The organism is Oceanobacillus sp. FSL K6-2867 (assembly GCF_037963145.1).
Lineage (GTDB): Bacteria > Bacillota > Bacilli > Bacillales > Amphibacillaceae > Oceanobacillus.
Window position 1 is genome coordinate 2,046,484 of record NZ_CP150144.1, and the last position, 18,839, is coordinate 2,065,322.

Below are 18,839 nucleotides of genomic sequence, written 5' to 3' on the forward strand. Positions count from 1 at the left end.
ACCCTGATTTTTTATTTAAACAGACGCCGAGTCTCTTGCTTTTCCGAAAGCCATGTTTCAAACGTATAGGACATCTCCCAGAATGCGAGCTCATATTCTTTCGCAATAATAAATTGCTTTTTGATTTTCCGTTTTTCTGTTTCGCTTGCTTTTTCTGCTAATTCATCAAGCAGGTCAATCATCTCTTGTGTGGATTCCTGGAACCACTCACTCGCATATGTGTTTAGCCAATTTTGGTAAATTTCCTCTTTCGGTTTTGCTTCCTTATAAGTAAAGCCAATATCTGCATATAACCAGTAACATGGCAGCATTGCAGCTATAATTTGAGACAGGCTTCCAGACAGTGATGCTCGGTATAAATGCGATGTATACGCATATGCAGTCGGTGCAGGCTTAAAATTCTCTATTTCCGCATCTGTAATCTGTAAAATTTCTGCATGCTCCTTATGCACGGTTAATTCTGCTTCAGCTGTCTTCTTTGCTTTTTCAGCCAGTTTGGCAGCAACATGAAAGTCATCTGAATGTGCAGCGGCAAATGCGTGCACCTTACCGTAATGCTTCAGATAATAAATATCCTGCAAAATATAATTTTTGAATATTTCCAATGGCAAATCGCCACGTACAATCCCTTGTACGAATGGATGATTTAGACTTAGTTCCCAACTCTGTTTTGTTGCCTCTCGCAATGATTCTGAAAAACGCATAATAATTACTCCTCCCTGTATTTACCTTTGTATGAACACTAAAAAACCACCCCGAAATGGAGTGGTTTTATATACAGCTACAGAATATGTATAAGTCACCAGCTCCACTTCCCTACGCTGGTACTAACCAGTTCAGGTTCAAAGGGATAAAGAAATGTATCTTATCTCAGCCAAATGGCACCCCTAGTGGATTTTTATTTATTCTGATTCTATCTTATTTCATTTTTTCATAAAAGTAAAACTATTTACATGAAATGTGTTTCATCGCATTAAAAAACACCCTTCAAAACGTTTGAAGGGTGTTTGATTGAATTATGTAGCCGTGCACCCACTTTCGATGTGACGACCCTATGCGTTACTTAAGTTCATGGCTCGGCCTAGGCTTCCCCACGGCACACAGAAGGTTCCACTTACTGCTGCTTCCTTCCGGACCTGACAGGGTTCGTGGGTTCCTGTTGCGTAGGACCCGGACGTCAACACCAATCCCTTAAGGCAGACCATAAAATCGCCACACCTAGAGTGGGAATTCAGCCTCGCTATAGCGGATTGCGAGTACAGGGCACCGCTACCTCCCCGCTTAGCACGGTAGTTACCATTATAACGACTAAAACGACAAAATGCAACACCAAGGTTACCGACTATTTTTTCCTTTTGCGAAGTGCACGAAAGAAATCTTTAAGCAATGCAGCACACTCTGTTTGTAAAACACCTGACGTTAATTCAACCTGATGATTAAAACGGGGTTCATTCAATAAATTCATTAATGTACCTGCACAGCCAGCCTTGGGATCTGCTGCTCCGTACACAACACGCTTAATTCGTGACTGGACAATAGCGCCTGCACACATCGGGCATGGCTCTAATGTAACGTAAAGGGTGCAATCCTCCAGTCGCCAGCTGCCTATTTTTCCATTTGCTTCCTGTATAATAACGAGTTCAGCGTGGGATAATGTCGTTTGTGAGGTTTCCCGCAAGTTATGACCTCTTGCAATAATTTCATCGTTATATACAATAACCGCACCAATTGGAACCTCATTTAATACAGATGCTTTTTTTGCCTCTTCAATTGCCGCTTCCATAAATTTTACATCATTCATATTATCACAACGCCTTGTTTTAAAGTTTGAAACAATCCGAAACGGGGAAATACTATTAAGTAGTCTATACCGAATATAAGGAGACCTATAAATGGATACATCACTTAATAACACTGCCGTATTATTTATCGATATTATCAACGATTTTGACTTTGATGGCGGTGATGATTTATATCGAAATACGAAGGCAATTCTGCCAAACCTCATTAAGCTGAAGAAATTTGCTAAAGAAAATGGCCTGCCTACTATTTATGTTAATGATCATTACGGTTTATGGCAAGCAGACTTTCATAAAATTATCGAAAACTGTAAGAATGATCGGAGCAGGGGTATTATCGAGGCACTCGCTCCCGAGGAAGATGATTACTTCCTGATTAAACCACAGCATTCTGCCTTTTTCCAGACCCCCCTCCAATCCTTGCTTACAGATTTAAATCGAAGTCACCTTTTAATGGCCGGAATTGCGGGAGATATTTGCATTCTTTTTACTGCAAAGGATGCATATATGTACCAGCTTGGGATGCATGTTCCAGCAAATTGTATGGCATCCGAAACAAAGGAGAATAATGACTACGCATTATATTTGATCCGTTCTGTGATGAAAGCGAATATCGACCCACTTTAAGTCATATCGACGTCCTCCTTCACATAAGTTGAAATGAGAAATTGTTTTGAAGGAGGAAGTTTTCTTGCAAATTCATGTTGTAGCAGAAGGAGATACGCTGGCTTCAATCGCTAATACATACAATACAACTGCTGTCGCCATTACGAATGCCAATGAGCTGGACGCTCCTGATGATCTCGTCATCGGGCAAGCGCTTGTTATCCCAATCATTGGTCAGTTTTACTTTGTTCAGTCAGGAGATAGCCTCTATTCCATTGCAAATCGATTTGGGATGAGCTATCAAGAACTGGCATCAATTAATAATATATCACCTGAGATGACACTTCCTGTCGGCTTACGGCTTTATATTCCACCTGGAGATAAGCGTGAAATCACATCATATGCATACATTGAGCCATTTGGCGACACGGTTTCTGAAACCTTAGAAAATGCCGCCGCCAAAAATTCCCCTTATTTAACTTACCTTGCGTTATTCAGCTATCGGGTAAATCGAGACGGCTCATTGAACGCACCACCAATGGGGAATCTTAGGGAAATTGCTGAAAACACAAATACAGCAATGGCAATGGTTGTAACAAACTTGGAAGGTCCTGGTTTCAGTGATGAGCTTGGTCATATCATTTTAACCGTACAAGCGGTTCAAAATACATTATTGGATAATATCGTAAACACAGCTCATTCAGAAGGATTTACTGATATCCACTTTGATTTTGAATTTCTGCCAGCTGGCGACAGAGAAGCATATAATACATTTTTACGTAAAGCTAAGGAGAGATTTTCCCAGGAAGGCTTACTCTTATCTACAGCTCTCGCGCCAAAAACAAGTGCTGCTCAAACAGGTCAATGGTATGAGGCACATGATTACGCTGCTCATGGCGAAATAGTTGATTTTGTTGTATTGATGACATATGAATGGGGCTATAGCTACGGACCTCCAATGGCTGTTTCACCAATTGACCAAGTTCGAAATGTCGTTGAATATGCGTTAACCGTTATTCCTGCAAATAAAATATTATTAGGTCAAAATTTATATGGCTACGATTGGACATTACCATTTGCAGAAGGTGGAGAGGCTGCCCGTGCTGTAAGTCCACAGCAAGCAATCGCAATTGCCCGGGAACATAATGCTGCTATTCAATTTGACCCTGTAGCACAGGCACCATTTTTCACTTATACTGATGCTGAGGGAAATGAGCATGAAGTATGGTTTGAAGATGCCCGATCCATACAGGCAAAATTCGACATGATTCGTGAGCTGGATTTACTAGGTATCGCCTATTGGAAGCTCGGACTTGCCTTCCCACAAAATTGGCTTCTGTTAAATGACCAATTTACAATAACAAAAATAGAATAGAATGTCGTCCAGCCTTTTTCAGTCGATTCAAAAGACCGCCCCCCCTTTTGATGGAGGACGGTCTTTTTTCTTGTCATTTATTACAGTAATTTAAATACTTCCGCCTATTTCAATAAATTAATGGATTCCCGATTAAATGCTGGCAAGTCATCTGGTTGTCTGCTTGTAACGAGCTGGTTTTGGCAAACAACTACTTCTTTATCAACAACCTTTGCGCCTGCGTAATCCATATCAACTTGGATTGATTTGTATCCTGTCGCATCGCGTCCTTCCAGCGATCTTGCTGTAATTAATAGTTGTGGTCCATGGCAAATCGCAAATACAGGCTTTTTCGCATCCATAAATTGTTTAGCAAACTTCACAAAGCGATCATCTGCCCGTAATAAGTCGGGAGAAAAACCGCCAGGGATGAACAACGCATCAAAATCATCTGGATTGACATCATCAATCCCATTATCAATTGTTAACGTAGTTTCTTTGTTTTTCCCTGTTACTTGGTTGCCTTTTTCTTTTTCAATGGTGATTACTTCATGTCCTGCTTCTTTAAAAGCCTCTGCTGGGCTTGTATATTCAACATCCTCAAACATATCGGTTATGACAGTTGCGATTTTTTTACCCATTATTTATCCGCTCCTTCTAATAAGATTCATAAGGAGTCTTCCCTTTTATAGGAAATTGAAACATCATTGATTCATGCCCATTAATGCTCGCAATTCCTCTTCATTCGAAATTAAATCTTGAACGGTATATTCATCAAGCACTTTGAAAAAGGCATGGAGCGCTTTATTCAGTGCGTGTTTCAGGGTGCATGCAGGGGTAATTACACAATGGTTTGTTCCCTTGTCAAAGCATTCGAGTAAGTTAAAATCACTTTCAAGACTGCGAACAAGCAGCCCAACGTTGATTTCCGATGCAGACTTTGCCAGCCGAATCCCACCATTTCTGCCTCTAATTGTTTCCAATAGACCCATTTTATTCAATTCAAAAACAATCTTCCCCAAATGATGCTGCGAGATGTTGAAAACCTCTGAGATTTCTTTAATACTAGCAAGCTCATCATTCGGTTTCGTTCCTGTATAAATTAATACGCGCAATGCGTAATCTGTATACTTCTTTAATTGCATGAATGGCTCACCTCGTTTACTTCTTCACAATATTGTAACACAAAATGACTTTTCACTATTGATACAGTGCAAATAAAACATATATAATTAAACATGTATTATAAATACATCTTTAAAAATAAAAACGGAAGCATCCCCTATTGGCTAAATACGAGACGACGTATAGAGGTATGGGGAATCTCGCTAGTCGTTGGGCGCTGAGGCTGGACGTGGCTGTTCCAGTAAAAAAAATTCCTTCAGCCAATTTTATATTTTTAATTAAAAAACGGTAAGGAGTGCTTTGAAATGACAACAGAAACTGCTACTGGATTGGACCAAAAAACAAGGGACATTATAAAAGCTACTGTACCAGTTTTAGAGGAACACGGAACTGCAATAACAAAACGTTTCTATCAAATGATGTTTGAAAACCACCCAGAATTAAAGAATATTTTTAACCAAACCAATCAACGAAAAGGCGATCAACCGAAGGCGCTTGCGAATACGGTGTATGCAGCAGCTGTTAATATCGACAATTTAGAAGCTATTTTGCCGGTTGTAAAGCAAATTGCCCAAAAGCACCGCAGCTTAAATATTAAGCCTGAGCATTATCCAATTGTCGGGGAAAATTTATTGCTGGCAATTAAAGATGTTTTAGGGGATGCAGCAACAGATGAGATTATAGATGCTTGGGCAAAAGCCTATGGCGTGATTGCAGATGTATTTATATCCGTTGAAGCTGCAATGTATGATGAAGTGAAAGAAGTTCCTGGTGGATGGGTCGATTATCGCAATTTTAAAGTTATTAAAAAAGAAGTGGAAAGTGATGTCATTACATCCTTCTATCTCCAGCCAGAGGATGGAAAAGCTTTTCCAGCGTATCAACCCGGTCAGTATATTACTGTAAAGGCGGTTATTGACGGAGAAAACTATCACCATTTACGTCAATACAGCTTATCATGTGCACCTGGCGGGGAATTTTACCGGATTAGTGTCAAACGCGAAGACGGAGTAGGAGATCAGCCAAAAGGTGTGGTATCAAGCTTCCTTCATGAGCATGTTCATGAGGGGGATATCCTGCCAATCAGTGCGCCAGCAGGCGATTTCGTTCTTGATTTGAAAGACACTAGACCACTCGTTCTGATCAGTGGTGGTGTGGGATTAACACCAATGATGAGTATGCTTGAAACAGCAATTCAAGAACAGCCTGAACGTGAGATTATTTATATTCATGCAGCAAGATCTGGCAATTTCCATGCAATGAAAGATCGTGTAAACGAGATTACTAATCAAAATAATCATGTGAAAGGTTTCACCATTTATGCCAGTCCAAATGAAGGTGACGAATTTGATAAAGCAGGACATATTGATTTTGAATATCTTTCAACAGTCCTGCCTACTAACGATGCAGCCTTTTACTTCTGCGGACCTAAAGGATTTATGAGCGCGGTATATCAACAATTGAAGGAGTATCAAGTAGCGGACACAGATATCCACTTTGAAATTTTTGGACCTTCTGATGATATTACGAAATAAAATAAGATGAAATATAGACAGCTAAGTGAGGCTGTCTTTTTCTCTTTATAATCATTCACATTAGATGAAAGTGCATCTTCTAAGGGTTGCACTTTCATTTAAGTACGGATACCCATAGAAAACCAACTAAAAATCTCCGATTAACAGTTATCCACAGGAAAATCTTCTCCATAAACAAACTAGTATAAATTAAATATATATAAGAAGTAAAAGCACCTTTATTGTTAGCTAAAAAATAAATAGGTTGACAATAAACCAAAAATGAAATATTCTCATTTTTAACACCAATTATTTAAGGCAACCGAAGCCAGCTTGCAGCTGAAAGGAGGAAAACAATGAAGCTGAAAACACTTGACATTACAATGGCGGGCTTATTTGCTTCGTTAATGGCGATTGGAGCGAATTTAACAGCATTTCTTGTTGTTGGAGGGGTGACAATCACTTTAACTACATTCTTCAGTATTTTATCTGGTCTTCTGCTTGGAGGCAGATTAGGTGCTATTTCTATGACAGTATATGCCCTTATTGGACTAGCCGGAGCACCGATTTTTTCTCAATTCTCAGGCGGACCATCATCCATAATCAGACCAACTTTCGGTTTTATTTTATCTAACATTATTGTTGCCTATGTTGCAGGAAAAATGATAGAGAAAAAAACTTTGAAAAAGAACTTTATTATCGCAGCATTAACAGGAATGGCTATTAACTATGTTTTTGGAACAACATGGATGTACTTTGCCTATAAGCTATGGTTTGGTTCCCCAGAAGGATTTAGTTATGCTATTGCTTGGTTATGGATGGCTGCTCCCTTTCCTAAAGATATTATTTTCTCTTGTCTAGCTGGTATACTGGCATTCCGACTTCACGGGAAAATTTACAAATCCCAAAATACCGAGCGTAAAACAATCGCTTAAGAGACGAAACACTGTTTTGGAAATTTCAATGAAAAATCTCCGTCTAAAAGCAAACTAAGGCTCAACATTTGTCCGATGTATATCATTTGCAAATGATTATAAAGCAAAATTTGGCATCATGCTCGCTGGATTTATGCCAATTCTATTTCCAGAGTCAATCTAAGCTAAAGGTATTGATAACAATCACAAAATGGTTGTCCATCACCCTTGAACTGGTCTTTGTCTGTATCTTGAAAGTTTAAAAAGGAGTAACACACTCAAAATTACCAAAGAGTAAATAGTTTTGTATTTGAAAAATATACTACGAGGAGAATAAAAAATGACGAATGATTGGTTTCTCATGGCAGATCGAGTTTTAGCAGGAGAGGAAATCAGTGATGATGAGGCACTTGCAATCCTAAATTGTCCAGCTGACGAATTATTATTGTTGCTACATGGATCCTATAATATTAGGCGACATTATTACGGTAATAAAGTGAAATTAAATATGATTATTAATGCGAAATCTGGCCTTTGTCCAGAAAACTGCGGATATTGTGCCCAGTCCTCACTGTCAACCGCACCTGTAGATAAGTACACATTCATAAATAGAATGTCTCTATTACGAGGTGCTGAGCAAGCAGACAAGCTAAATGCCGGTACCTATTGCATTGTAGCAAGCGGCAGAGGTCCTAGCAAACGGGAAGTAGATACGGTTAGTTCTGCTGTTAAAGAAATTAAAGATAAATACAATTTGAAAGTATGTGCTTGTATGGGTATTTTGAAGCCGAAGCAGGCTCTGCAATTAAAGGACGCTGGTGTTGATCGTTATAACCATAATATCAATACTTCTAAAACCCATCATTCGAACATTACAACATCGCACACCTATGATGACCGTGTTTCAACCGTTAATACGGTAAAAGAAGCAGCTATATCACCATGCTCTGGTGTAATCGTCGGTATGAAGGAGACAAAGGAAGATGTGATTAATATGGCCAGAACACTTAAGGTTCTTGATGCTGATTCTATCCCGGTAAATTTTCTACATGCAATTGACGGGACACCATTAGAAGGAACTAATGAATTATATCCAAATTATTGCTTGAAAGTACTGGCTTTGTTTCGATATATTAATCCAACAAAAGAAATTCGTATTTCAGGTGGTCGAGAAGTAAACTTGAGAAGTATGCAGCCATTTGGACTTTATCCGGCAAATTCCATCTTTGTTGGCGATTACTTAACGACGGTCGGCCAAGAGACCACGGCTGACCATAAAATGATTGAGGATCTTGGTTTTGAAATCGATTATTGCCAATTATCTGAGGAACAAATGTAATCTTGATTACAATTTAAGCATGTTATTTTGGCTATCAGCATAGGGGAGAGGCTCTTTTGCTTCCTCCCAAGAAGCATGAGAACCATCCCCACGCTTCCATTTCTCATAAGATGAATGCTCATATATTATCGAGCCGTATGATCAGCATGTTTTATTATTACTGTATCTATTAACTGTAATAATTAATTGAAGCTAATGCTAGAGTTGCCTCAGAAAATTCAATAGTCGCCGGCCAAATTTCCTAGTAAACATATCTGTGTAGCAATTTTTCCTTATTTGCCAGGCTTCTCCCGGTACTCCTCTTAATAAAGGCGTATTAACTCCGTCTGGTGCGATGGAGATTTTTATTACCACTCATCCGTGCAAAGACTTTCGTCATCCCGACAACATAAGCAATAGTGATTCAGTTGCGGATGGAAACAACTATGGATGAAATAGTAATACTTCACTCAATTCTTACCTAATCGAATACTAACCCCTTTTAACATAAAGCACGTTTCTGAAAGCCCCTATTCGTTTTAGTTTCCAATAAATTTGTGCTGGCATACTATACCTTCTAAGACGAGTAAACGATGTTAATCCTTTCATTGCTATAAGGTCGACCTTTCCTTCATTTCCAAAGTAAAAAGCTTGCCAGACAAATTTGGAGCAATAGTTTTTCTGAATATCGCGCAGGTCTCTTGTATAGTGATAGGATATTATCTGATCCTTATGCTGTTTTGCCCACTTTGCTGCATTTCTGGCCTCTTCCCTGTTTGGATGACGTAATATCGTCAGCTTCTCGCCCTTTTTATGTCTGCTTAAATAAATTGGCATACTATCACCATGTCCATAATCTGGCCACCTGTTTACATGATAAATGCGGAAATCTTCGCCAATAATTGCAGCATGTCCGACGACAATGGAAGATAATGCTGTCTTATGAGAATAAAGCACATCACCTGGAAGCATATGTATCGATGTTTCAGGATAAATATGAACTGGATCGTCTGATATGTATCTATTACGCATTTTAAACGCTCCTATCCTATCGCTATACTTATAGCTTAAAGAAAAACTTTGATCATCACCACTAAAGCGACAATCAAAGCTTTTCAATTTTACTCCTCTAATGTTGATGTATCTCCAGTTGGAAGACCAAGCTCCCAAGACTTCAACAGTCGACGCATAATTTTGCCACTTCGCGTTTTGGGAATGCTGTCACGAATCTCTATTTCTCTTGGTGCAGCATGGGCACTGAGACCCGTCTTAACAAATTGACGAATTTCTTCTAATAGTTCATCCGACTTTTCATAGCCTTCATTCAAGGAAATAAATGCTTTAATGATTTCCCCACGTTCTGGATGTGGTTTTCCAATAACACCCGCTTCTGCAACTGCTGGATGCTCAATTAATTTACTCTCAACTTCAAATGGACCAACACGCTCGCCAGATGTGTTGATCACATCATCGAGACGGCCCTGGAACCAGAAATAGCCGTCCTCATCACGGTATGCACTATCACCGGAGACATACCAGCCATTAATAAAATAGCTTTCATATTTACCTGGATTATTCCAGATTTGCCGCATCATTGATGGCCATCCCGCCTTTATAGCAAGATTTCCCATTTGATTTGGCGGCAATTCATTTCCTTCATTATCGACAATCGATGCTTCAATACCCGGAATCGGTTTACCCATCGAACCAGGGCGAATTTCCAATGCAGGTAGATTGACGATAAGCTGTGCACCTGTTTCGGTCATCCACCATGTATCATGAATGCGCAAATTAAATGCTGAGAGCCCCCATGTCACGACTTCTGGATTCAACGGTTCCCCAACACTCATAATATGACGTAATGATGAAAGATCATATTTCTTGAGTGCATCTTCACCATGACTGACAAGCATCCGCAATGCTGTTGGCGCAGTATACCATACAGTTACCTTGTTTTTCTCTAGCGTTTCATACCAATCATCTGGTGTAAAACGACCGCCACGAATAACATTTGTAACACCGTGCAGCCAAGGTGCAAAGATACCATAGCTCGTTCCTGTTACCCAGCCTGGATCAGCAGTGCACCAGTAAACATCATCTTCCTTCAAATCAAGCACCCATTCGCCCGTAGCGTAATGCTGAATCATAGCGTTATGCACATGATAAACACCCTTAGGCTTCCCAGTAGATCCCGATGTATAGTGAAGCAGCATACCATCTTCTAAATCAACCCATTCGATATCAAATTCATCTGAGGCCTGAGCCATTTCACTATGATAATCAATATAAGTATGAGCTACTCCTGCTTCACCAACAAGAATAATTGTTTCTAATTGAGGTAATTCCTCTTGCGGAATCCGCTCAATCAAATCTGGTGTTGTAATAAGCACTTTTGCTTCACTATCCTGCAGCCGATCTCGGACAGCCTGCTCCATAAACGCTTCGAATAAAGGTCCAGCAATCGCACCGGTTTTTAATATTCCAAAGAACGCCGCATAGAATTCCGGACTTCTTGGCATAAAAAGAAAAACTCGATCTCCTTTGTTTACCGCATGCTTTTTTAATACATTTGCAAACCTGTTGCTCGTTTTGCTTAAATCAGAAAATGTAAGCTTTTCTTCACGTCCTGGGGCAGAATATAATAAAGCTACTTTATCTTTTTTAGCAGGATTCTCTGCATGGCGATCCAATGCTTCATATGCGATATTTACCTTTCCAGTCTCATTCCAGGTAAAATGCTTGTTTACATCCTCCCATTTGAAGTTTTCTCTGGCTTTTTGATAATCTTTTAAATTATAATTCTCACTTCTAGCTGGTATCACTTGCATATCCATCCAATCACCTCATCCTATTTGTAATCGATTTCATTATTTCTTAAATAATTAATTGAAAATAATTAAAACATTCGGTAACTAATTTCTAGTTTAGAACATTTTATGACGATTTTAAAGTAATTCATCCCAATTACTATTATTCGCAATATTATTTAAATTCAAATATAATTATTAAAATAAAAAAAATCACGCTGCTTTACCTGAAAGAAAACAACGTGATTTTCTAAATTTAAGCCTTCGCTTCCCTGCGTCTCTCTTTTTCAGAGATAATAAAAGCACATGCCGCATCTCCTGTAATGTTTAAAGACGTACGTAACATATCAAGGATACGGTCAATACCGATAATTAATGCAATCCCTTCTACAGGTAAACCTACTTGGCCTAATACCATAGCCAGCATAATCATACCAACACCAGGTACACCTGCTGTCCCGACACTTGCTAATGTAGCTGTCAGTATAACTAGAAGCAGGTCTGTTGCACTTAATGGTAGTGCGTATACTTGGGAAATGAACACGGTAGCTACTGCCTGCATGATCCCTGTTCCATCCATATTGATTGTCGCACCTAATGGTTGAACAAAACTGCTAATCTCTTTTTTCACTCCAAGGTTTTCTTGCGCAGTTTTCATTGAAATTGGTAGTGTTGCGTTTGAGCTAGACGTACTAAATCCAACAGACATTGCAGGGAAGAAGCCCTTATAAAATTTAAGCGGATTTGCTTTGCCAAGCCACCAGATTGCTAGACTGTATACAACTGCTCCATGAACAATCAAGCTGAGTACAACGGTTATCATATACATTGCCATTGAGCCAATTGCATCTAAGCCTGCGTCACCAATCGCAGAAGCAACTAACGCAAATGCTCCGTACGGTGCAGTCTTCATAACTAACATAACTAACCAATTTAATATTTCATTTGCTTGTTCAAATAAACGATGAATTCCTGCTGTCTTTTCCCCAAGGAAAGCTAATGCAACCCCTATGAAAATAGCAAATGCTATAATTTGCAGCATATCCCCAGTCGCCATTGATGCGATTGGATTCTCCGGAATAATATTAATAATCGTTTCCATAATTGGTGGTGCTTCTGTTGCTTCATAGGATTGATCCGTATTAAATACACCCTCTTTTCCGGGTTGGAGGATATATCCAAGTCCAATACCAATGATTAGTGCACATGCTGTTGTTATTAGAAAAAAGGTAACCGTATAGATTCCGATTTTTCCTAATTTTGATGGTTCCCCTAATCCTGCTGTACCTAATGTAATGGAGACAAATACAAGCGGAACTACAAGCATCATAATTAAATTCAGGAAAATCTGACCAACTGGATTCAGCAAATACGTATCTATTATTGAAAATGCTTTATCTGGAACGAAGGTTAAAATAACGCCGGCAAAAACCCCTAATATGAGGGCAATCATAATCTTTTTTGTTAGACTCATATAATTTGTCCTCTCTTTTTAGATTTAATTTTGACTTACTTTAATTTTAGACTGTACTTTTTCATTTGGGCAGAATGCAGAAGTGAGATTGCTTTGAAATGCTATGCTTGGAAGTGGCGGCCCCGGCAGGATTCGAACCTGCGACACACGGTTTAGGAAACCGATGCTCTATCCCCTGAGCTACGGAGCCAAAAGGTAATTAAGACAAGATAGAATACATTATACAAAACTTTTGTCAAATTGAAAAGCGACATATATTTCACATGGTAGATAGTCCTATTCTATGATAAAATAAATAATATCTGTCTTATAAAGCAATGATTGGAGGAAATAATAATGGCAGAAGTGCCTTTCATTGCAATTGAAGGACCGATTGGTATTGGTAAAACATCGCTCGCGAAGAAACTATCCAGTCATTTTAATTATCATTTATTAAAGGAAATTGTCGAGGAAAATCCATTTCTCGGCAAGTTTTACGATGATATTGAAGAATGGAGTTTCCAAACTGAGATGTTTTTTTTATGCAATCGATTCAAGCAATTGGAAGATATCGATAAAAAATATCTGAAGGAAAATAAAGCTGTAATAGCTGATTATCATATATCCAAGAACATGATTTTTGCAAGACGTACGTTACAAGAGAGTAAGTTAGAGAAGTACGAGCAGATCTACCAAATTTTGACAGAGGATATGCCGACACCTAATATGCTCATCTATTTAAATGCTAGTCTAGATACAATTCTGGAACGAATCAGAAAACGTGGCAGAGATATAGAGCAAAATATAAAGGCTTCTTACCTTGAGCAGCTAAGAAGTGATTACGAGGATTATATGAATGCTTTTGAACGATTACATCCTAATATTCCCGTTATCCGGATAAATGGTGATACAACAGATTTTGTGCAGCATCAACAGGATTTAGATTGCATTATCGAAAAAGTAACAAACCATTTAGCTGTTACGGGCGGAATCAAAATGAAGGGGAACCAGCGATGAATTTAAGAGAAAAGTACCATATTCCAAACGATAGTGTGATTACAATCGCAGGAACGGTTGGAGTTGGTAAATCAACCATGACGAAAGCATTAGCACAAGCATTAGACTTTAAGACATCTTTTGAAAAGGTGGACACAAATCCATATTTGGAAAAATTTTATGATGACTTTGAACGATGGAGCTTCCATCTGCAGGTTTATTTCCTTGCAGAACGTTTTAAAGAGCAAAAGAAAATTTTTGAATATGGCGGCGGCTTTGTACAGGACCGTTCCATTTATGAGGATACCGGAATTTTTGCCAAAATGCATTTTGATAAAGGTACAATGTCACCAACCGATTATGAAACTTATACCAATTTATTTGATGCAATGGTAATGACACCATATTTTCCGCACCCGGATTTACTTATTTACTTGGAAGGCTCGTTTGACGAAATAATTAGCAGAATCCAGGAACGCGGTCGAGAAATGGAAAAAAGTACGCCAGTCAGCTACTGGGAAGAAATGTATAAGCGCTATACAAACTGGATTGATAATTTTAATGCCTGTCCCGTTTTGCGCATTAATATTTCTGACTATGATTTAATGCAGGATGATAATCCAATCGAACAAATCCTTGAAAAGGTTGGTCGATCACTGCAGCATTCACGCCGATATACTCGGAGAGAATTAGCTAGATAATAAAAAGCAAAAGGATGCCCGAATAATACGGTGCATCCTTTTTTAATCTGCTTTTCTTACCTTCGTACGAAAAGGGTAAAACAAAAAATGAAATAAAATGAGCAGGATTGAAATCCCAAATAGCCAACCCAATGGCACGTTTAGAAATGAGCCAATAATGATTAACGCTGGTGCAAGCATTAATGTCAGGAAACTGTTGCTCTTCGTTGAATCATAATAATTTTCTTTTCCACAATGTGGACAACTCATCTTTATTCGCAACAGATTCTTTAATGTCATCCAATAGCTCCACTGCTTCTTGCAATATGCACAAGCCGGTGTCTCCATCCTTTTCACTCCTTTACTTTCTGCCTAATTCAACTGATCGATCACGAGCATGCTGAATACATGAAATAATCGTTTCCTCAAATTTATGCCGATCTAAGTCGGCAATACCAGCCTCTGTCGTCCCACCTGGACTAGTAATATTTTTCCGCAGTACTGCTGGTGTTTCACCAGATTGCTGCAGCATGTTCCCGGCTCCAATAACCGTTTGGGCAATAAGCTCCTTTGCAATTTGCCCATCAAGGCCAAATTCCATTGCAGCCTTTTCCATTGCCTCTACAAAATAATAAATAAAAGCTGGTCCACTGCCAGAAATAGCTGTAATAGTGTGCATGTCCTTTTCATCGACAAGCTTCGTCATACCAATTGTTTGAAATAATTGATCCGTTTGCAAAAGGTGCTCCGGTTCGACATACTTCCCTGCAGAAAGTGCTGTAGCGGAATGTCCAATAAGTGCTGATGTATTCGGCATTGTACGGACAACTGGAATCTCCATCGAAATAAGCTTCTCAATCTTTTCGGTCGATAGTCCCGCAATTGTTGAAATAATTAATTGTTCCTCATTCAAATAAGGTTTTATCGACGTAATTGATTCCTCTGCATCCTTTGGCTTGCTCGCCAAAATAATAATATCAGCATTCGTAAAAACTGCTTCCTTATCAGACAAGCAACGTACCCGATAGCGATTTTCAATGTATGCAAGACGCTCTTCATTACTTTTATTGGTTACAATTATATTTCCCCTTGCTACAACTTCTGCTTTAATAATACCTGCTAACATTGCCTCTGCAAGAGAACCGGCTCCTAAAAATGCAATCCTTTTATCCATGACTCAACCTCCTAAAAAATAAAAAAACCGATTCTTCATCCTTAACAAAGGACGGAATCAGTTCCGCGGTACCACCTAATTTGGAATTTATGCCCACCTCTAAATTGATAACACAGTTTTTCCCTGCGGTTAGTTTATTGCTAACGACTCCTAGGTAGGTTCATACACGCTGCTGCGCAGGGATTTTCCAGCCTATGAATCCCATTCTCTCTCCGACAGTCATTGTACTACTGGCCTAATCTTCATCTTTTTTGATTTGATTGTTATGACTATAAGCTCTTCTTGCTCATTTGTCAAGATATTATCTGAATGCGTCTGCATTTGATATAATAAGCTTATCAATAAAGTTGAAAGGAATCAAAGCATGAATCAATTACAGCAATTAAAACAAATACGTAATGAGCTTACACGCTTCATGATAACCTATAAATTTGGCTTAGATGAGATGAATACGAAGTTAAATATCCTGAAAGAGGAATTTCAGCATATGCATTCTTATAATCCTATTGAACATATCAAATCACGGATAAAATCGCCTGAAAGTATTCTCAAAAAGGTGTATCGTAAAAATTTAGATATGTCGATGGATGCCATTCGCGAAAATATTAAAGACATCGTAGGTATTCGTATCGTATGTTCCTTTATTTCTGATATATATAAGGTAAGTGAAATGATTCAAAATCAGCAGGATATTACCGTTGCTGAAGTCAAAGATTATATCAAACATCCTAAACCAAACGGGTATAAAAGTCTGCATCTTATTTTGTCGATTCCTGTATTTATGTCAGATCGAACCGAACAGGTTTTTGTTGAAATTCAAATCCGCTCAATTGCCATGGACTTCTGGGCAAGCTTAGAACATAAAATTTACTATAAATATAATGGAGAAATCCCACACCATCTAATTGCAGAATTAACGGAAGCGGCAAATGCAGCAAATAAACTTGATTCTAAAATGGAAAATCTAAATAATGAAGTGAACAGTATCAAAAACCAGGCAATAGAAAATGATGATATTCATTTTTTACAATTAAATGAAGAGGAGAAGGTTCATCTTCCATTAAACTTCTTACAATCTTTCCTTCATAAGGAAAAATAATATGAAAAAACCGCTGCAAAACAGCGGTTTTCTTTATCTCCAATTATTATGCGCTTTATTTTCAAATGGAGGAGGTAGAGGGATTCGAACCCCCGCGCGGTTTGACCCGCCTGTCGGTTTTCAAGACCGATCCCTTCAGCCGGACTTGGGTATACCTCCGTAATGCCAAGAAATAATATATCATGCTCAAAAATGAATGTCAAATTTTTTTAGCCTATTTAAGATAGAACGGAGGCATGAGTTGCCTCCGCACAGCTCAAATTACTTTATTACTTCTTTTCCACCCATATACGGACGTAATGCCTCTGGAATAACAACAGATCCATCTGCTTGCTGGCAATTTTCCAAAATAGCTGCTACTGTACGACCAATTGCGAGCCCAGAGCCGTTTAACGTATGCACATATTCCGGTTTGCCATTTGCTTCTCTGCGGAAACGAATACCTGCACGGCGTGCTTGGAAGTCTTCAAAGTTAGAGCAGGAAGAAATCTCCCGATACGTTTTCTGGCTTGGAATCCATACTTCAATATCGTACTTTTTAGCTGCTGTAAAACCTAAATCAGCTGTACACATGCTCATTACACGGTATGGTAAGTTTAATAGCTGCAGCACCTTTTCTGCATTTCCTGTCAATGTTTCTAATGCTTCATAGGAATCTTCAGGCTTCACAAAATTAACAAGCTCCACTTTATTAAATTGATGCTGTCGAATCAATCCACGTGTATCCCGGCCAGCAGACCCTGCTTCAGAACGGAAGTTTGTGCTGAAAGCAACATATTTCTTCGGCAGATCACCTGCCGTTAAAATTTCATCACGATGGTAATTCGTTACCGGCACCTCTGCAGTTGGAATCATAAAATAGTCCCACTCCTCCAATTTGAATGCATCCTCTTCAAATTTTGGAAGCTGGCCAGTTCCTGTCATGCTCGCACGATTTACAATTTGTGGCGGAAGCATCTCTACATAACCGTGTTCATCTGCATGGAGATCCATCATGAAATTTAATAGTGCACGTTCCAGTCTAGCACCAAGGCCTTTATAAAAAACAAAACGGCTTCCTGTTACTTTAGCTGCACGTTCAAAGTCGATAATGTCAAGATTTGTTGCAATATCCCAATGGGCCTGCACATCATAATCAAATGCTGGAACAGTACCCCAATCACGAACTTTTACATTATCGTCCTCATCTTCTCCAACTGGAACAGATTCATGCGGGATATTCGGGATGGACAGCATAATATGCTGCAGCTCTTCCTCGATACCCTTCAGATCTTTATCAAGTAAAGCAATTTGATCACCTAGCTCGCGCATTTCTTTGATCGCAGGATCTGCATCCTTCTTCTCTCTTTTTAAAACAGAAATTTGCTTCGTTGCTTCATTGCGCTTTGCTTTTAATGCCTCTGTTTCTGCAATCAATCCACGGCGTTTCTCATCTAGAGTCCCAAACTTAGCCAAATCAGATAAGTCTTCTCCACGATGAGCAAGTCTGTTTTGCACCTCTTCGAAATTATTTCTTAAATACTTCATGTCTAACATGATTATTCCTCCTTTATATAAATTGATAAATCCTTTAGAAATCAAAAAACTCCCGTCCCTAAATATAGGGACGAGAGTATATTTCCCGCGTTGCCACCCTTGTTGAAGATAAAATCTTCCGGCTTATCGTTCATAACGGCTTTTCACCGGGTTTACTTACTTTGGATTCATAATCCTTTCCGTAAACCTGTTCAAGGATGGATTCACAGCATTCTAACACCGGTTCTCACCAGCCACCGGCTCTCTTAAGGAAGACATGCTATTACTATTTCCTATCAATACATTTTTAGTTAATTGTCATTATAATTATTGCTATCATAAGCAATTTTAATTCAGAATGCAAGTTAAAATCATTGTGTTAGAAGCAAAATGCGACTTAATGTGCAACTATGATTTAAACATAATCCAATCGGGAAGCATACTTCGCTAATACTTTCCCACTGTCTATTATTATTGGAATCAAT

At 38.8% G+C, this 18,839-nt stretch carries 18 protein-coding genes, 2 tRNA genes, 1 other RNA gene, 1 riboswitch and 1 other annotated feature; of the genes, 8 read left to right on the forward strand and 13 right to left on the reverse strand.

Going from position 1 to position 18,839, the window contains the following annotated elements:
• Positions 1 to 11 precede the first annotated feature (11 nt).
• From tenA to tadA, 3 genes are all read right to left on the reverse strand, one after another.
• Positions 12 to 704, reverse strand: a complete 693-nt coding sequence (gene tenA / locus NSQ77_RS10195; RefSeq protein WP_339230778.1) for a thiaminase II — start codon at positions 702 to 704, stop codon at positions 12 to 14.
• Between the two features lie 92 nt (positions 705 to 796).
• Positions 797 to 899: riboswitch (TPP riboswitch) on the reverse strand.
• 125 nt (positions 900 to 1,024) lie between these two features.
• Positions 1,025 to 1,290: signal recognition particle sRNA large type (gene ffs / locus NSQ77_RS10200), an RNA gene on the reverse strand.
• A 52-nt stretch (positions 1,291 to 1,342) separates the two neighbouring features.
• The gene (gene tadA, locus NSQ77_RS10205) at positions 1,343 to 1,801 is read right to left on the reverse strand and encodes a tRNA adenosine(34) deaminase TadA (RefSeq protein WP_339230779.1); all 459 of its coding nucleotides are present in this window, start codon (positions 1,799 to 1,801) and stop codon (positions 1,343 to 1,345) included.
• A gap of 91 nt (positions 1,802 to 1,892) precedes the next feature.
• Here tadA and NSQ77_RS10210 point away from each other — a divergent pair, with 91 nt between their 5' ends.
• On the forward strand, positions 1,893 to 2,426 hold the full coding sequence (locus tag NSQ77_RS10210) for an isochorismatase family cysteine hydrolase (RefSeq protein ID WP_339230780.1): 534 nt from the start codon (positions 1,893 to 1,895) through the stop codon (positions 2,424 to 2,426).
• A gap of 64 nt (positions 2,427 to 2,490) precedes the next feature.
• Positions 2,491 to 3,780 carry a glycoside hydrolase family 18 protein gene (locus NSQ77_RS10215; RefSeq protein ID WP_339230781.1) on the forward strand — a complete coding sequence of 430 codons (1,290 nt, stop codon included), beginning with the start codon at positions 2,491 to 2,493 and terminating at the stop codon, positions 3,778 to 3,780.
• A 104-nt stretch (positions 3,781 to 3,884) separates the two neighbouring features.
• On the opposite strand, the gene NSQ77_RS10220 is transcribed toward NSQ77_RS10215, so the two are convergent.
• Positions 3,885 to 4,400 (reverse strand): type 1 glutamine amidotransferase domain-containing protein, encoded by a 516-nt coding sequence (locus NSQ77_RS10220; protein ID WP_339230782.1) that lies wholly within the window; start codon positions 4,398 to 4,400, stop codon positions 3,885 to 3,887.
• 63 nt (positions 4,401 to 4,463) lie between these two features.
• Complete coding sequence (locus NSQ77_RS10225) at positions 4,464 to 4,904, reverse strand: Rrf2 family transcriptional regulator (protein ID WP_339230783.1); 441 nt, start codon at positions 4,902 to 4,904, stop codon at positions 4,464 to 4,466.
• 285 nt (positions 4,905 to 5,189) lie between these two features.
• Between NSQ77_RS10225 and hmpA the strand changes: the two genes are divergently transcribed.
• The 3 genes from hmpA (at position 5,190) to bioB (ending at position 8,651) form a co-directional block, all read left to right on the forward strand.
• Positions 5,190 to 6,419 carry an NO-inducible flavohemoprotein gene (gene hmpA, locus NSQ77_RS10230; protein WP_339230784.1) on the forward strand — a complete coding sequence of 410 codons (1,230 nt, stop codon included), beginning with the start codon at positions 5,190 to 5,192 and terminating at the stop codon, positions 6,417 to 6,419.
• 335 nt (positions 6,420 to 6,754) lie between these two features.
• Positions 6,755 to 7,333 carry a biotin transporter BioY gene (locus NSQ77_RS10235; RefSeq protein WP_339230785.1) on the forward strand — a complete coding sequence of 193 codons (579 nt, stop codon included), beginning with the start codon at positions 6,755 to 6,757 and terminating at the stop codon, positions 7,331 to 7,333.
• Between the two features lie 319 nt (positions 7,334 to 7,652).
• The gene (gene bioB, locus NSQ77_RS10240) at positions 7,653 to 8,651 is read left to right on the forward strand and encodes a biotin synthase BioB (protein ID WP_339230786.1); all 999 of its coding nucleotides are present in this window, start codon (positions 7,653 to 7,655) and stop codon (positions 8,649 to 8,651) included.
• Between the two features lie 471 nt (positions 8,652 to 9,122).
• On the opposite strand, the gene NSQ77_RS10245 is transcribed toward bioB, so the two are convergent.
• From NSQ77_RS10245 to NSQ77_RS10260, 4 genes are all read right to left on the reverse strand, one after another.
• On the reverse strand, positions 9,123 to 9,662 hold the full coding sequence (locus tag NSQ77_RS10245) for a hypothetical protein (RefSeq protein WP_339230787.1): 540 nt from the start codon (positions 9,660 to 9,662) through the stop codon (positions 9,123 to 9,125).
• Between the two features lie 89 nt (positions 9,663 to 9,751).
• Positions 9,752 to 11,464, reverse strand: a complete 1,713-nt coding sequence (gene acsA, locus NSQ77_RS10250) for an acetate--CoA ligase (protein WP_339230788.1) — start codon at positions 11,462 to 11,464, stop codon at positions 9,752 to 9,754.
• A 229-nt stretch (positions 11,465 to 11,693) separates the two neighbouring features.
• Positions 11,694 to 12,911 (reverse strand): dicarboxylate/amino acid:cation symporter, encoded by a 1,218-nt coding sequence (locus tag NSQ77_RS10255; RefSeq protein WP_339230789.1) that lies wholly within the window; start codon positions 12,909 to 12,911, stop codon positions 11,694 to 11,696.
• Between the two features lie 114 nt (positions 12,912 to 13,025).
• Positions 13,026 to 13,101: transfer RNA gene (locus NSQ77_RS10260), tRNA-Arg, on the reverse strand.
• Positions 13,102 to 13,247: 146 nt separating this feature from the next.
• Here NSQ77_RS10260 and NSQ77_RS10265 point away from each other — a divergent pair.
• Both NSQ77_RS10265 and NSQ77_RS10270 read left to right on the forward strand, forming a co-directional pair.
• Positions 13,248 to 13,907 carry a deoxynucleoside kinase gene (locus NSQ77_RS10265; protein WP_339230790.1) on the forward strand — a complete coding sequence of 220 codons (660 nt, stop codon included), beginning with the start codon at positions 13,248 to 13,250 and terminating at the stop codon, positions 13,905 to 13,907.
• Positions 13,904 to 14,587, forward strand: a complete 684-nt coding sequence (locus NSQ77_RS10270) for a deoxynucleoside kinase (RefSeq protein WP_339230791.1) — start codon at positions 13,904 to 13,906, stop codon at positions 14,585 to 14,587. The genes NSQ77_RS10265 and NSQ77_RS10270 overlap by 4 nt, the downstream gene beginning before the upstream one ends.
• 42 nt (positions 14,588 to 14,629) lie before the next feature.
• Here NSQ77_RS10270 and NSQ77_RS10275 read toward each other — a convergent pair whose 3' ends face one another.
• A complete protein-coding gene (locus NSQ77_RS10275) occupies positions 14,630 to 14,914 on the reverse strand; it encodes a TIGR04104 family putative zinc finger protein (protein ID WP_339230792.1) in 285 nt (94 codons plus the stop codon).
• A gap of 13 nt (positions 14,915 to 14,927) precedes the next feature.
• Complete coding sequence (proC, locus tag NSQ77_RS10280; protein ID WP_339230793.1) at positions 14,928 to 15,740, reverse strand: pyrroline-5-carboxylate reductase; 813 nt, start codon at positions 15,738 to 15,740, stop codon at positions 14,928 to 14,930.
• 364 nt (positions 15,741 to 16,104) lie between these two features.
• Here proC and NSQ77_RS10285 point away from each other — a divergent pair, with 364 nt between their 5' ends.
• A complete protein-coding gene (locus tag NSQ77_RS10285) occupies positions 16,105 to 16,839 on the forward strand; it encodes a GTP pyrophosphokinase family protein (protein ID WP_339230794.1) in 735 nt (244 codons plus the stop codon).
• A gap of 66 nt (positions 16,840 to 16,905) precedes the next feature.
• On the opposite strand, the gene NSQ77_RS10290 is transcribed toward NSQ77_RS10285, so the two are convergent.
• Positions 16,906 to 16,998 (reverse strand) — tRNA-Ser (locus NSQ77_RS10290).
• A gap of 102 nt (positions 16,999 to 17,100) precedes the next feature.
• Positions 17,101 to 18,375: a serine--tRNA ligase gene (serS, locus tag NSQ77_RS10295; protein ID WP_339230795.1), complete on the reverse strand. Its 1,275-nt coding sequence runs from the start codon at positions 18,373 to 18,375 to the stop codon at positions 17,101 to 17,103.
• Between the two features lie 63 nt (positions 18,376 to 18,438).
• Positions 18,439 to 18,663, reverse strand: a binding site (T-box leader).
• Positions 18,664 to 18,839: the final 176 nt, after the last annotated feature.

Coding starts and splice junctions, on each gene's coding strand:
- NSQ77_RS10245 (WP_339230787.1), bottom strand. CDS start 9,662: ATGCGTAATAGATACATATCAGACGATCCAGTTCATATTTATCCTGAA.
- hmpA (WP_339230784.1), top strand. CDS start 5,190: ATGACAACAGAAACTGCTACTGGATTGGACCAAAAAACAAGGGACATT.
- NSQ77_RS10285 (WP_339230794.1), top strand. CDS start 16,105: ATGAATCAATTACAGCAATTAAAACAAATACGTAATGAGCTTACACGC.
- tadA (WP_339230779.1), bottom strand. CDS start 1,801: ATGAATGATGTAAAATTTATGGAAGCGGCAATTGAAGAGGCAAAAAAA.
- NSQ77_RS10235 (WP_339230785.1), top strand. CDS start 6,755: ATGAAGCTGAAAACACTTGACATTACAATGGCGGGCTTATTTGCTTCG.
- NSQ77_RS10225 (WP_339230783.1), bottom strand. CDS start 4,904: ATGCAATTAAAGAAGTATACAGATTACGCATTGCGCGTATTAATTTAT.
- serS (WP_339230795.1), bottom strand. CDS start 18,375: ATGTTAGACATGAAGTATTTAAGAAATAATTTCGAAGAGGTGCAAAAC.
- NSQ77_RS10275 (WP_339230792.1), bottom strand. CDS start 14,914: ATGGAGACACCGGCTTGTGCATATTGCAAGAAGCAGTGGAGCTATTGG.
- NSQ77_RS10220 (WP_339230782.1), bottom strand. CDS start 4,400: ATGGGTAAAAAAATCGCAACTGTCATAACCGATATGTTTGAGGATGTT.
- NSQ77_RS10265 (WP_339230790.1), top strand. CDS start 13,248: ATGGCAGAAGTGCCTTTCATTGCAATTGAAGGACCGATTGGTATTGGT.
- acsA (WP_339230788.1), bottom strand. CDS start 11,464: ATGGATATGCAAGTGATACCAGCTAGAAGTGAGAATTATAATTTAAAA.
- NSQ77_RS10255 (WP_339230789.1), bottom strand. CDS start 12,911: ATGAGTCTAACAAAAAAGATTATGATTGCCCTCATATTAGGGGTTTTT.
- bioB (WP_339230786.1), top strand. CDS start 7,653: ATGACGAATGATTGGTTTCTCATGGCAGATCGAGTTTTAGCAGGAGAG.
- NSQ77_RS10210 (WP_339230780.1), top strand. CDS start 1,893: ATGGATACATCACTTAATAACACTGCCGTATTATTTATCGATATTATC.
- NSQ77_RS10270 (WP_339230791.1), top strand. CDS start 13,904: ATGAATTTAAGAGAAAAGTACCATATTCCAAACGATAGTGTGATTACA.
- tenA (WP_339230778.1), bottom strand. CDS start 704: ATGCGTTTTTCAGAATCATTGCGAGAGGCAACAAAACAGAGTTGGGAA.
- proC (WP_339230793.1), bottom strand. CDS start 15,740: ATGGATAAAAGGATTGCATTTTTAGGAGCCGGTTCTCTTGCAGAGGCA.